At 60.0% G+C, this 14557-nt stretch carries 7 protein-coding genes; 5 read left to right on the top strand and 2 right to left on the bottom strand.

What is annotated here, in order from left to right:
• Positions 1-141: 141 nt before the first annotated feature.
• Positions 142-1398, top strand: a complete 1257-nt coding sequence (locus KUV52_RS16930; protein WP_222527125.1) for a hypothetical protein — start codon at positions 142-144, stop codon at positions 1396-1398.
• A gap of 39 nt (positions 1399-1437) precedes the next feature.
• On the opposite strand, the gene KUV52_RS16925 is transcribed toward KUV52_RS16930, so the two are convergent.
• Positions 1438-2298 carry a LysR family transcriptional regulator gene (locus KUV52_RS16925; RefSeq protein ID WP_222527124.1) on the bottom strand — a complete coding sequence of 287 codons (861 nt, stop codon included), beginning with the start codon at positions 2296-2298 and terminating at the stop codon, positions 1438-1440.
• Between the two features lie 119 nt (positions 2299-2417).
• On the opposite strand from KUV52_RS16925, the gene KUV52_RS16920 reads away from it, so the two are divergent.
• From KUV52_RS16920 to KUV52_RS16905, 4 genes are all read left to right on the top strand, one after another.
• Complete coding sequence (locus tag KUV52_RS16920) at positions 2418-3083, top strand: TetR/AcrR family transcriptional regulator (RefSeq protein WP_222527123.1); 666 nt, start codon at positions 2418-2420, stop codon at positions 3081-3083.
• Positions 3084-3154: 71 nt separating this feature from the next.
• Complete coding sequence (locus tag KUV52_RS16915; RefSeq protein WP_222527122.1) at positions 3155-3640, top strand: hypothetical protein; 486 nt, start codon at positions 3155-3157, stop codon at positions 3638-3640.
• Between the two features lie 95 nt (positions 3641-3735).
• On the top strand, positions 3736-3903 hold the full coding sequence (locus tag KUV52_RS16910) for a hypothetical protein (protein WP_222527121.1): 168 nt from the start codon (positions 3736-3738) through the stop codon (positions 3901-3903).
• Complete coding sequence (locus KUV52_RS16905; RefSeq protein WP_222527120.1) at positions 3900-5114, top strand: MFS transporter; 1215 nt, start codon at positions 3900-3902, stop codon at positions 5112-5114. Before KUV52_RS16910 ends, KUV52_RS16905 begins: the two co-directional genes overlap by 4 nt.
• Before the next feature lie 52 nt (positions 5115-5166).
• On the opposite strand, the gene KUV52_RS16900 is transcribed toward KUV52_RS16905, so the two are convergent.
• Positions 5167-14346, bottom strand: coding sequence for an Ig-like domain-containing protein (locus tag KUV52_RS16900; RefSeq protein WP_222527119.1), 9180 nt, complete (start codon positions 14344-14346; stop codon positions 5167-5169).
• Between the last annotated feature and the right edge of the window lie 211 nt (positions 14347-14557).

Below are 14557 nucleotides of genomic sequence, written 5' to 3'. Positions count from 1 at the left end.
TTGAGGGAAAAGGGCCCGCGCCCTGCAGCGGGCCCTGATCTGACAACTGGAGTACACCGGACGTTTCCCTCTCTCTCCCAGAGCCAGCCGGTGTGGCTCCACCTTTCACAACCCCACCGTTTTTGCCGTACGGATGGCCTTATGAACAAACCCCTTTTGCTGACTGCTCTGCTGTGCAGTCCTGCCGCTTTTTCTGCGCCCCTTCCCGACTTTCTCGACAGCAACGAGATTGAGAATGCCACCTTCACCTGTCTGGAGGCGCCCGCCCAATACAGCGCGGAGGAGCAACAATATGTCGACCTGCTCTGGCAGGAGACTTTGACCTACCTTAAGGGCTATGCCATCGCCCTCAGCACCAGTGACGGCCACTGCCGCAACTCCGACCGGAGCATGGTGGAAACCAACACCCATGACCTCCAGGGACCGCAATACCAGTGCATCATGGATCAGCGCGATATGCAGCTGATGGTGAAGCACATCTATGCCGTGATTAATAACCCAGACAAGGCCAAAGCCTGCTTTGGCGCCCGGGAGAACGTGGATTGGATCTACAGTCCCGGTGGCGAGCTGGAGGCCAACTCCCCGGTTGCCCAGTGGCTGAATCGCACTACATTTGATGCCTTCTTTAAGGAGAAGGTCAGTGACCCGGAAGTCCAGGCCTATGGCCGCGATTTCACCAAGCACTTTGCCAAGATGGTGACTGGCGATGACCTGGTGATGCCTGCGGCCTTCCCCTTCGATGTCAGTGCCAACGCCCTACCCAACCTCTGGGCCTCGGTGGGCTGGTTCCCCATGTACGCTGAGGAGAGCGAGCGCAACCAGCGCAACTTTGCCAAGACCCGCGGCAGCTATGCCTATGCCGAGGTGTTTGGCCATTGGGGCCTGCTGCGGATCGACGAGATCAATGGCGAGAAAGTGGGAGCAGAGGTGGGCATGGTGGCCCAGCGCATCGACTCCTTCTACCCCTACCACAACCACGCCATCTCCGAGATCTACTACACCATCCGGGAGCCCGCCTGCGCCGATGAGTTCCAGAACTTTGCCATCCGGGAAAACAGCCCGTTGGTGAAAACTCTGAGCGAAACCGACACCCTGCGGGAAGTGGAGTTTGATGCGGGAATGGATAACGAAGCGATGTTCTGGACCGCCACCTCGCCGCACAAGGATGACCTGGTCTACTTCCATCAGAACACCATCCACGCCTTTAACTACAACGGTGCAGACTGCCACGCCAACCCGGAAGAGAAAGCAATTGTGACCGTATGGGCCCGCTCCAACGCCCACGACAAGCGCAACGACTACGGCACCACCCGGTTGTGCGAATCGTCGGCTCGCCCGGATACCCCGGCAATGCGGGGAGAAGCGATCCGTTGCGATCTGACCAAAGCGAAGTACTGAATCGGCAGTAACAAAAACGGCGCCCTGGGGCGCCGTTTTTTATTCGCCAACAATCGCCTGCCGGTGCGTTCTCAACAGCTCAATCAGCTGATGGATGGTGGGCGTGGGCTCGGTCTTACCCAGGTAAACCGCTTCATTAAAGGCGGGCAGACGGGGCAGCCCGTTCTCTTCTGGGTCGAGCACATCCATGGTGTCGCGGATGCGGAAGTCGGCGATGGGCGCGATGGCCAGATCGTTCTCCACCGCCAGGCAGATAGCCTCCGGTGAGGGGGTGGAAAGCACCGCCCGAACCGGTGTCATGTTCAGGTGGTGGTGGGCAAACACCTGAGCACGGATGGGACAGTTTTCCGGGTAGAGCGCCAGCGGAATAGGCCGGCGCGTGACGGCACTGCCGCCCTTTTTTCCGACCCAATGAAAACGACGCTCCACCAGGATCTCCGCGTTGGGCTGAGGCTCCCAATGGGTGCCGATCACCAGATCCAGCTCCCCCTGCTCCAGGCGGCGATAGAGGTTGCCGCTGACGTCGGTATCCAGCACCAGCTCGATGGCGGTGAACTCGCGGATAAACTCCAGCAGCGAAGTGCTGAGATAACGCACCACGTAGTCCGTCGGCAGGCCCAGGCGGATCACCTCCCGCTCCGGCTCCTGGCTCAATTCGTTCAGCGCTTCCTGGTTCAGTTTCACCATCTGACGAGCATAAGAAAGCAACCGTTCACCACTGGCTGTCAGACTGACCCCTTTATGGTCACGATTCAGCAGCTGTTGTCCCACCGCCTCTTCCAACCGCTTCAGCTGCAGGCTGACCGCAGACTGCGTGCGGCACAGGCGCTCGGCAGCCCTGGACAGACTGCCCAGTTCAGCGATGGCGATGAAACTCTCTAACAGCTCAATTTTCAGCATGGGTATTAACTCAGGAAATAGGGCTATGAGAATAACTCGATTTACCCCTTTTCGGCGCGTCACTATGCTGGAAACGTGAGCAAGGACAGTGATGGCGACTGAGTCAGAGGCAAAATACGATGGGTGACTGGAATAAGCGAGACCGATACCTGGCACAAGTGGCGGAGCGACTGCTGGAGGGAGAGAAGAGCTTCACCCTGCGGCGCTCCCATCTGGTGGGTCCCAGCGGCATCAGTCGCGGCACCATCTATAACCACTACCCTCAGGAAGCGGATCTGATCCTGGCGCTGTGCCGGCATCGCTGGACGCGCAGCCTGGAGCAGGCCGAACTTCTGGCCAACGAGGCCAGTTCACCGCTGGACGCCTTTCTGCTGCATCAGTGCTGGCTGCTGTGGGATCAGCGCCATCACCAACGCTTTGTGCTGCAACGGCTGATGCCCAACCCGGACGTGCTGGCTGCAGGCTCCTCACAACATCGGGATGCCTACACACAGGCCCACCGGGCCCATAACGATGCCTATCGTCAGTGGGTTTCGGCGTTGAGTGAGGATCGCGCCTTTGACCGGGTTGCCCTGGTTGGCAGCTACATCCGCGGGTCGTTGATCCAGTGTGACGATGACGAGCGCTGCGCGGAGGACCCGGCCCTCTATGACCAGTACGCTTACGGACTGTGTCAGCTGATGGGGCGCTCGGATCGGCGTGGGCCTTCGCTGGCTCAGATCCGGGACAAACTGGCACAGTGGCGGGAGGAGTGCGAACCCGCCCGATTACGTGCTCTGGCTTAGGGACACCGGGACATCATCAGGCGCTAAGTTGTGGTATAACCAGCAACACTGTTTGTGGAGCCCAACCGCCGATGAAACCGCTTATTCCGCTTGTTCTGCTGGGCATGCTTAGCGCCTGTAGCATGACCAACACCACGTTTAATCGCCCCTATGCGCCGCCGGAGGCGAGCAAACCGGAGACCGCTGAGACGCCCGAAATCGCCGTTGGCGAGCGGACCCTGGTCGCCAGAGTGGTGGCGGTTGAGCGGGCTGACCGCGTCCGGGTCGATGTGACCGGCTGGCCTGCCCTGTTTGGCGCCGATCTGCCCATCACGCTGACCGGCGTCCATCTGCCCCAGCTCCCAGGCCAGTGTCCGGAGGAAGCGGCGGCTGCCACGGAGGCAGCCAAGCGGGTTGAGACACTGCTCTCTCAAGCCCGGAAGATTGAACTGTCCGATCTGAGCCGGGCGAAACAGTTTGGGCTGAATGCCCGGATCTGGCTGGATGACCAACCGCTGGATCAAACCCTGCTGAGCGAGGGCATCGCTCAGAAGGCGCGCACCGACTGGTGCCCCTGAAGCCGCCGGTGCGGAGACGCCGGTAACCGATTTACAAGGACACCCCCCTCTCTGAGGGGGGTGTTTTTTATTTCCCCTGAAACACTGGATACACCATGCAACACCCAACACTGTTTAAAGAGTTACTCGGCCCCTGCCTCCTGCTGGCGCTGGCTCTGCTGACCCTTCACCACTCTCCTCGTCTGGTGCAGGCCCTGGCGGGTCAGGCCGTTAACGCCGGCTGCCACCAGGGTGGTCACACCATGATGGAGGCACAGCAATGAGCCTGCGTCGTTATCCGGCCCTGGTGTGGCTGGGCATCGCCATCATGATCCTGAGCCTGGGGTTCCGTCAGTCCTTTGGCCTGTTTATGGCACCGATCAGCACCAGCTTCGAAGTGGGCCGGGAGTTTTTCAGTCTGGCCATCGCTCTGCAGAACCTGCTGTTCGGCCTGTTTCAGCCCTTTGTCGGTATGGCAGCAGACCGCTTTGGTCCCCGACGTGTGATCGTCTTCGGTGGTCTGGCTTACGGCACCGGTCTGGCATTAACCTCCGTGGCCGCTCAGCCTGAGTGGCTCTACCTGACTCTGGGGGCTCTGGTTGGCTTGGGCCTCTCCGCCACCAGCTACGTGATTGTGCTGGGTGCCGTCGCTCGCGTGGTCCCGGCCGAACACGCCGCCAAGGCGTTCGGATTGACCACCGCGGCTGGCTCCTTTGGCATGTTTGCGATGATCCCCGGCGCGCAAACCCTGCTGACCGACTTTGGCTGGCAAACCGCGCTGCAGATCTTTGCCATCGGCTGCACCCTGATCATGGCGTTTGGCGCCTTTATGCGAATGCCCGTTTCCAACGTCAGCAACGCGACCGACGCCCCGGAACAATCGCTGAAGCAGGCTTTGGCGGAAGCGTTCCGCCATCCCGGCTACTGGCTGATCCACCTGGGCTTCTTCGTCTGCGGTTTTCACGTGATGTTTATCGCCACCCATCTGCCCAGCTACCTGGCTGATCTGGGCCTGCCCAGCAACGCCGCTGCTATGGCGCTGGCCTATGTGGGCGTGTTCAACATCTTTGGCTCCTATTTCTGGGGCATGATGGGTGACCGCTACGACAAGCGCCATGTGATGTTTGCCCTTTATGTGCTGCGGGCTGCGGTGATTGCGGCCTTTGTGATGTTCCCCATCAGCACCCACAGCGCCACGGTATTTGGCGCCGCCATCGGCTTCTGCTGGCTCGGCACGGTACCCCTGACCTCCGGTCTGGTGCGGCAGATTTTTGGTCCCCGTTACCTGGCAACCCTCTATGGTCTGGTGTTCTTCACTCACCAGGTGGGCAGCTTCCTGGGGGCCTGGTTTGGCGGTCGCATCTACGACGCGACCGGCAGCTACACCCCCATCTGGTGGCTGACCGTGGCAATGGCGCTGATTGCGGCGGTGCTGCACCTGCCCATCAATGCCAAGCCGGTGGAGCGACCCATGCTGACGCCTCAGTTGGCCTGAGATCAAAAAAGCGCGATCCTGGATCGCGCTTTTTTAATGGCTGATAACGGGGTTAGCCGCGGGGCACAGGCTCCTGATCCCGGTATTCCAGAGTCACCACCGCCCGGCGGTTCTGGGCATAGGCTTGCTCCGTATTGCCCTCTACCGCAGGGGCATTCTCCCCCTGAGCCACCAGCGTAATATGGCCTGCGTCAACACCCAGTGCCACCAGATAGCCCTTCACCGCTTCCGCCCGGCGTTCGGACAGTGCCTGGTTGTAGCTGCGGGATGCAGGCGCAGAAGCGTGCGCTTCAATCAGGATCTCAACAGTGGCGCGACCCTTGGCGTGACGGCTCAGATCCGCCAGCAAAGACTCATACTCCGTGGTGATCTCGGCACTGTCGTTGGCAAACAGCACGACGCCTTCCAGCTCAATCTCCAGCGCCCGCCACAGGGTACAGCCCTGAGTGTCCACGGCGTGGGTCATCGGCGTATCCGGACAGGCGTCCTGGGGATCCACCACCCCGTCGCCATCGCTGTCCAGCACCACCGGGATCGGGGCGGGATCAGACCCACCGAAGTGATAGCTGACATTGAAGCCCAACAGCATCGCCGGATAGCGATCAAACTCCACCCGTTGCAGCTGAAGTGAGGCCAGCCAATCCCGCGTGACGCGATAATCCAGGGTCACGCCATAGAGCAGATCGGTGCCATCTGGGTTGTCACTGCCGGTGCCCATGTTGGTGTTCAGGGCCACCGACTCGTAATCCCCCTCCCAGAAGAAGGCGCCGACCTTGCCGGTCAAACCCCAGCGCTCACTCAGAGGCAGACGGTAGCCAATCTGGGCATAGGGGCCATGTCCGGACTCCGGATAGACGTGCTCCACCGCATCAAAAAAGGCGGCCGGGTCCTGGAAGACCCCTTCAATGGTGAGATCCACCTCGTCGATATTGAGGTAGCCCGCCTCCACAAACCAACGCTCAGTAAAGCGGTAGCCTAATCCGGCCCCCCAACCCAGACGCTCTTTGTCCAGAGACAACACTTGAGCGTCCAGACCGGCATCGGCGAGATCGCCATTGAGATCCGACTTGCTGACGTTACTGCTGGCCCAGCTCAGATTACCGGTGACAAACCAGGGTTTTAGCGGGTCCAGCGGCTTCTCCTCCGCCAGTGCCGGGGCAGACACCCCGAGCACCAGAGCCAGCCAGGGCAGGACGCGACGGCGTCCCAGTCCCAGCAGAGCCAGCAGGGCCAGACCTAAGGCGTTCAGGCTGCCTGAGCTGCCTCCTTCCGTTTTGACCAGCTGCTTGCCCAGCACACTGAACTGAACCTCTGCGCTGGCTTCGCCGCCCTCACCATCGCTGATGGTGTAGGTGGCAACCGCCGGACCGATGTAGTCCTGAGGCGGCTGATAGCGAAGCTGACCGTCCGCCTCCACGGAGAGTGTTCCGATGTCCACCGACGCCGATACCACGCTCAATACATCCCCATCCGCGTCACTGTCGTTGCTCATCACTCTCACCAATGCGGTGTCGTTGTTGTACAGCTCGACCGCGTCGTTTACCGCTACCGGCAGTCGATTCAGGTAGACCTCCACCGCCACGGTGGCCTGCGCGCTGCCGCCCTGCCCATCGCTGATGCTGTAGGAGAGGGTGTCTTCGCCCAGATAGCCTTCCGGTGCTTGATAGCTCAACGTATTGTCATCGTTGATGCTGACCTGGCCGAGGGCCGCGCTGGCCGCCACCACGCTCAGCGGGTCGGCATCCGGATCACTGTCGTTCTCCAGTACCGGAACGATCACCAGCTTGCCATCACGGACACGGGTCGCATCGGCGTTCGCCAGCGGCGGACGGTTGTTGCTCAGCATCACCGCCACCCCTCCGGGATCGGTCACGCTGCCGTTGGTCAGCTCATCGGCGTCATAGCGTCCGCCATCCTTCAGCGTCAACTGCACACACCAGTGCCCCTCTGTCAGACCCGGGGTCCAGACATCGCCACCCGGAGGCGGACAGAATCCAGGCTCACCCGGTGCGGAGTGCAGCAGATTGTCGCCATCCTCAACCAGCGTGACCCAACCCTCCCGGGGCAGGAACTTGCGGTACACCGCGTTGGCGGGGATCGCCAGTCGCTGCGGCAGCACCACCTGCAGGGTCTGGCCAATCTCGGGCAGCTTGTAGGCGATAAAGTCGAAGATGCCGCCCACGTTGACTGCCTCGGTATCCGGCACCAGATCGTTCACCGGCTTGCCGATGTCCTCATCAAACACCTGGGCGCCACCGGAGGCCCCGTTGGTGGTGTAGAGACCGATGCGCAGGCACACCGCCGGATCCGCCTCAACGATATAGCCGTCCCAGTTATCACCGGTTTCCGGCAGCACATTGCACTCGTCCACCACTTGGTCGCGATAATCCGGGATGCCATCGAAGTCACGGTCAACGTAACCCTCGTCAACGTCCGGGATCAGGTCGCCATCGCTGTCGGCGCCTGGCTCCAGCGGGGCCAGAGCCTCCACCACCTCAATGGTGATGCTGGCGATGTCGGTCAGCCCCTCCTGGTCCCAGGCTTCCACGGTCAAGGTGTAGAGGCCCGGGTCGACCTCCGCAGGGTCAAACTCGAAGCGCTCCTCCGTCACATCCAGATCCGCCAGCATGCTGTCGTGATGCCACTGCCACTGATGCTGATCCCCTTCGTTGGGATCGGTCAGGGTGGCAGCAATGATCATCGCGCCCAGCTCCTGACTGGCCACCAGACGGGGCTCGCTATCCTGGGCCGCACTCAACGCCAGCTCCGGCGGCAGGTTTCCTTCGGTAATGGTGACCTGATGGTCCCGCTTGTTGCCGGGGTTCACGCTGCCATCCAGGTGAACCACCAGGGTCTCATCCGCTTCGGCAATGCCATCCTCGAAAGTCTCAAATGTCAGGAAAGCGGAGGTACCGGCCTCAATCAGCAGTTCCCCCTCAATCAAGGTGTGCTCATTGTCGTCCAGCGTGCCGCTCAGGGTGTAGGGCACCACGACCGGATACTCGAAGTGGGGACCATTCATCACCACTTCCACCGAGACACTCTGCCCTTCAAGAACGACCTGGTCCTTGGCCAGAGAGATCAGCGGACGTACATAGACTTTCTGAGCCGCCGTACCGCAGCGTCCCTCATCATCACAGGCTTGCCAGTAGGCGGTGTTGTCCCCGGGCTGGTAGAAGGGAACCCCGTCCACCAGGCTGACTGGCAGGGGCGTGCCAAAGCGGTCAACGGCAGTGGCGGTGCCCAGGTCCACCTTGGTAAACAGACCCCTGGCATCGACCCAGACATCAGCAGGCGCAGTCACTACGGGACGGAATGCGTCATCACTCAACACCAGAACAATGGCGCTGTCTTCCGCACCAAAGGCATCGCTGATGCGATACTCAATGATGATGCTGCCCGGCATCTCGCTGTCGCCGCTCCAGACCAGAGCGCCATCCTGAATGATCACCTCACCGTAGCCAGCGGCAGCGCCGATGATGGTCAGAGCATCGCCATCCGGATCCGAGTCGTTGTCCAGAACCGGAATGGTGGCTTGCCACTGATCCTTGGCCAGCACCACCTCATCATCCTTGGCCACCGGTGCGCGGTTATCCGTGGTAACCGTGACCTGAACCTGGGCAGAGGCTTCCCCACCCTGGCCATCACTGATGCGGTAGCTGATGCGGCTGGGCTCAGCGCGCTCCGGCAGCGGCGTAAACCGCAGTGTGCGTCCCTCGAGGACCTCAACCTGACCGTAATCCACTCCGGCACTCACCACCGTCAGTGCATCCTCATCCACATCGCTGTCGTTCTCCAGCACCGCGATCATCACCGGCTCGCGCACAGAGGTTTCGGCCCGATCATCCTGCGCGACCGGCGGGTCATTGACCGGCTTAACCGTGACAAAGACCTGAGCCTGATCCGTCGCATCGGCGTCATCCCGGATGGCGTAGCTGAAGCTGTCCTCACCGTGATAATCCGGTGCCGGCTGGTAATGGATCTGCCCATTCAACACCTGAGCCTCACCGTGGCTCGGCTGACTCACCAGAGTGAGCGTCAGCTTGCCGCCATCGCTGTCGCTGTCATTGTTCAGCACATCGATGGAGACCGCCTGGTCTTCCTGGGTCTGAGCCTGATCATCCTCCGCGTTCGGAGCATCGTTCACCGCCAGAATATCGATGGTGACCATGGCCTTCGCCACGCCGCCATTGCCGTCATCCACCTGGTACTCCAGGGTGTCGCGACCAAACAGGTTGGGGAAGGGCTGATAGCTGATGCGGCCATCGCTGGTAACGGAAGCCCCGCCCAGCTTAGGACCCTGGGTGACAGTGACGGTCAACACGTCGCCATCCGGATCGCTGTCGTTCGCCAGTACGTCGACAGTGACGGGCTGGTCCTCCTGAGTGCTGGCCAGGTCATCTGCGGCTTGCGGCGCATCATTGGCCCCCAGGATGGTCAGAGTGACGGAGACCACCCCGGAATCCAGCTTGCCGTCATTGATGCGGTATTGGAACTGGTCCTGGGACTGCTCGCCGCCATCATGCTGATAACGGAATGAGCCATCATCATTGAGGGTCAACTGGCCATATTGGGGCGCTGTGACCAGAACCGCCGTAAAGGCATCGCCATCCACATCGAAATCGTTGTTGGTCACCAGCGCATCCAGTACGCCGCCTTCGGTCAGCTCAAACTGATCCGCCACCGCTTCAGGCGCATCGTTGACCGGCAGAATCACAACGGTGATCTCAGCCCATTCGGAGTAAACCCCCTCGTCATCGGCCACCCGGTAACTCAGAGTCAGTTCGCCACTGAAGTCGGCATGCGGCTGGATCGTGATGGTGCCGTCCGGCTGAACCTCGAAGCTCGCCCCTGTCGGCAAGTCTTTCAGCTCAATGGTCGTCAGGTCCAGTTGGCCGTCGACGTCGGAGTCGTTACCGAGCACCACCAGTGTGCCACCCTGATCCTCGCTGATCTCAAAGCGGTCATCATTGGCCAGCGGGGCATCGTTCACCGCCTCAACCGTGATCAGAACCCAGGCATCGTTAGACCAGGCCCCGGCGTCATCCTGCACCCGGTACTGGAAGCGATCCTCTCCGGCATAGTCGACATTGGCCTGGTAGCGCAGGAATCCAGTGGCGCTGTCGAGCACCACGGTGCCCTGCTCCGGCTGAGTCACAACGGTGGTAGAGGTCGCCACCAGTGCGCCATCGATGTCCCAGTCATTGCCCAGCACATTGATGACGAAGTTACCGTCCTCCGGCAGGCGTACGGTGTCATCCACCGCCACAGGCAGATCATTGACCGGGTTGATGGTGATGGTGACCACCACGCTTTCAGAGGCCAGTCCCTGCTCATCCACCACCCAGTACTCGAAGCTGTCCTGTCCGGAGGCATTGGGGCTCGGCGTGTAGAACCAGTCACCGTTGTCGTCCTGGGACAGGGTACCCATGGTGGGCGGCACGGTGATCGTCACCTGAGTGGGGAGCAACTCACCATCCACATCTTCATCGTTAACAAGCAGGTCCAGCGGAAGCGGCGTGTCCTCATCGGTTGAGGCCGTATCGGGACGCGCCACCGGCGCATCGTTAACGGACTCGATACGGACAAACACCTGGGCTGTGTTGGAGTAGCTGCCCTCGGCGTCCGCCACTTGGTATTCGAATTCAACGGCTGCAATCTGATTCAGCTCAGGCACGTAGTACCACTGCCCCTCGCGCTGCTCCAGACGGCCCATCTCCGGTTGAGACAGGAATCGGATGCTCTCCTGCTGAGGAGCGTCATCGCCGTCGGGATCACGGTCGTTGTTCAGCAGGGTCAGCAGAAGCTCGCCATCTTCGAGCAGATCGTAGGTGTCGTTAACCGCAACCGGCGGATCGTTCACCGGAACCACGGATACCCATACGGTTGCCGGTTCGGAACTCCGCTCGTCGTTGTCCTGCACCCCGTAGGTGAAGCTGTCGGTACCCGCAAAGTTGGCATTGGGGGTATAGGTCACGACGCCACTGCCCGCATTAATGGTAACGGTGCCGTGCTGGGGGCCCTGAACAAACTGAACGCTTGCCGGGTTCAGGCCTGAGCCGCTGTGGGTGTCGTTATCCAGTACCAGGATCTGAACCGATTCATCTTCCCGAACACTGGCTTCATCATCGACCGCCACCGGGGCGCTGTTGTCCGCGTTGATCACCAGGTCCACGATGGCGGCTGCTGACAACTCACCGTCGCTGAGTTCATAGGTAAAGCGGTCAGCGGTGGTGTTGCTGCCATCGTGCTGGTAGATAAAGCTGCCGTCAGGGTTGAGGGTCAGACTGCCGTGAGCGGGAGGGATACTGAGGCTGACGCTCAGAGTCGCGTTGGCATGGTCCGGGTCGCTGTCATTGACCCGCACGCCTTGATCCGCCGTTACGGTGAGCGTTGCCCCCTCATCCAGGGTGTAGCTGTCTGCAACGGCCACCGGAGCATCGTTGATAGCAGTGATGATCAGATTCACCGTCGCGGTGACAGCGTGCTCACCATCAGAAAGCTGATAAACAAAGCTGTCGGAAGTGGTCTCGCTGCCATTGTGTTCATAACTGAAGCCGCCATCCTCTTTGAGCGTCAGCGTCCCGTAAGCCGGTGCACGGCTAACAGTGACGGTCAGAACCGCATTGGCGTGGTCAGCGTCACTGTCGTTGATCCGCACCCCTTGAGCAGCAACAACGGTCAGACTCGCCCCCTCATCGAGGGTGTAACTGTCATCCACCGCCACCGGAGCGTCGTTGCCAGGGTTGATGGTGAGACTCACGGTTGCGGTCGAGGACAATTCACCATCGCTAAGCTGATAAGCAAAACTGTCGGTAGTGGTCTCGCTGCCATCGTGCTCGTAGCTAAAGCTGCCGTCCGCATTGAGGGTCAGGGTGCCGTGAGTCGGTGCGCGACTGACGCTGACGCTCAACTCCGTCAACTCATGGTCTATGTCGGAGTCGTTAGCTCTTACCCCCTCTGCCACAGTGGTAACAAGAGTCGCTCCCTCATCCAGCGTATAGCTGTCATCCATCGCTACCGGCGCATCGTTCACCGGAGTCACCGTTACGGTGATGATGCCGCTGGCACTCTCACCATCCGGATCGGTGGCAGTAAAGGGGATATCCTGGCTGCCGTTAAAGTCCGCTGGCGGAGTCAGCACCACATTGCCGTTGCTAACCGAGCCGCTCCACCCTTCAGGCAATGCCCCCAGGGCCAGAGTTAAGGCATCACCATCAACGTCCGAGGCCAGTTCGGAAACCGGCACCGTTAGTGTGGCCCCTTCGGCGATGGTGCGACTGATGTTGTTGGCCACCGGCGCGTCATTAACAGGGTCAACGATAACTGTGATGGTACCGCTGGCACTGGCGTTGCCGGGATCGGTGGCAGTAAAGGGGATATCCTGGCTGCCGTTAAAGTCCGCTGGCGGAGTCAGCACCACATTGCCGTTGCTCACCGAGCCGCTCCACCCTTCAGGCAATGCACCCAGGGCCAGAGTTAAGGCATCACCATCAATGTCCGAGGCCAGTTCGGAAACCGGCACCGTTAGCGTGGCCCCTTCGGCGATGGTGCGACTGAGGTTGTTGGCCACCGGCGCGTCATTAACAGGGTCAACGATAACTGTGATGGTACCGCTGGCACTGGCGTTGCCAGGATCGGTGGCAGTAAAGGGGATATCCTGGCTGCCGTTAAAGTCCGCTGGCGGAGTCAGCACCACATTGCCGTTGCTCACCGAGCCGCTCCACCCTTCAGGCAATGCCCCCAGGGCCAGAGTTAAGGCATCACCATCAATGTCCGAGGCCAGTTCGGAAACCGGCACGGTTAGCGTGGCCCCTTCGGCGATGGTGCGACTGATGTTGTTGGCCACCGGCGCGTCATTAACAGGGTTAACGATAACTGTGATGGTACCGCTGGCACTGGCGTTGCCGGGATCGGTGGCAGTAAAGGGGATATCCTGGCTGCCGTTAAAGTCCGCTGGCGGAGTCAGCACCACGTTGCCGTTGCTCACCGAGCCGCTCCACCCTTCAGGCAATGCACCCAAGGCCAGAGTTAAGGCATCACCATCAATGTCCGAGGCCAGCTCGGAAACCGGTACCGTTAGCGTGGCCCCTTCGGCGATGGTGCGACTGAGGTTGTTGGCCACCGGCGCGTCGTTCACCGGGGTAACAGTAACCGTTACGGTTGCGGAGTTACTGTTGGCCTCACCATCAGTGGCGATATAGGAAAAGGTTACGTTACCCGAGAAATTAGCGGCAGGGGTGAAGCGAATCGCGCCATTTTCAATAGCGACTGCGCCTTTCATCGGATCAGGTCCGCTGACAGAAGCAATCGTCAGCACGTCGCCGTCAGCATCAAAGTCACCCTCAAGGACATCAATCAGTACTGAGGTGTCTTCTGGCGTGGTCGCTGCGTCATTGTCCGCTATCGGCGCCTCATTGGTCGGCGGCACATAATCCGGTGCTACGGGAACGAAAAGCCCAAGTTCCTCATAGGTTTTATCGTAGATCCCAGGGTCCTTGTCATTGATGCCGGAGAAATCGCCGTTGATGCTGTTGGTCTGGTTAAGGGAGAACACCACGTAACGCAGAGCGGAGTCTTTGGTGACCGTCACTCCAGTCATCGTATTGATGGCGCCCTTAATTGCGCTGAAAGGGTACTTAAAGCTGACAAAGTGATCCTCACCATCAAGAGGGCCAAAATCGATGGTAGCGGCATCGGTATCCAGCGTGCTGACTGAAGCGAGGTGGTAGTTTTGGGCAGTCGCATCCTCGCTGTGCAGGACATTTCTTGTGTCGATAGTGGTGGTGCTGGGCCCGTCGTTGGCAACCCGCCCTGACGGGATCTTGGCTTTGTCATCAGCCCCCCAGATATAGAGCGTGCTCTCTTTACCACTGCCTGCAATGAAGAGATCCAGTACTGCATCTTCATTAACATCGACACCGATCAGGTAGACATTACTGTCGTTTCCACTACCCACGCGAAAGCGGTAAGCCACCTCATCATCAGACTCTTCAGGGGTACTTTTGTCGTCATATAGGGCGTAAAACTGAGGATGCTGAGAATCACCCACCAGATCGAGGCCGGTAGTCTGAGCTTGCTCATCGTCTATAGGGTCGAACCGATCCCCTTTCAACACGGGGATCCATTCTGAAGATGCCCCATCCAGAGCAATCGGGGCGGCGCTGAGTCCAAAGCTCAATACCCCAGCGCACAGTGCCAGTCCCTGCCGCTTTTGCCAGTCCATTATCATCCTCACGTCCTTGTGTTTGTCAGCGGACTTAATGCCCTTTTCGCCGCTGGCAGTGACTCTTCCACCCGTGCGTCAAATTAATGACGCAGTCAAAGTCGCCGAGTATAACGAATGGGATACAATTTAAGAACCTTTAAAAACAGCAGTTTACTCAAATCTGCAACTCTGAAAGTTACGAGCAGACAGGTGATGACAGCCCTCTCTGAACCCA

The sequence above is a fragment of the Ferrimonas balearica genome, from assembly GCF_019802055.1.
In the GTDB taxonomy this organism is placed as follows: domain Bacteria; phylum Pseudomonadota; class Gammaproteobacteria; order Enterobacterales; family Shewanellaceae; genus Ferrimonas; species Ferrimonas balearica_A.
The sequence above is the reverse complement of the archived record's forward strand: the minus strand, read 5'-3'. Positions and strand labels throughout refer to the sequence as shown.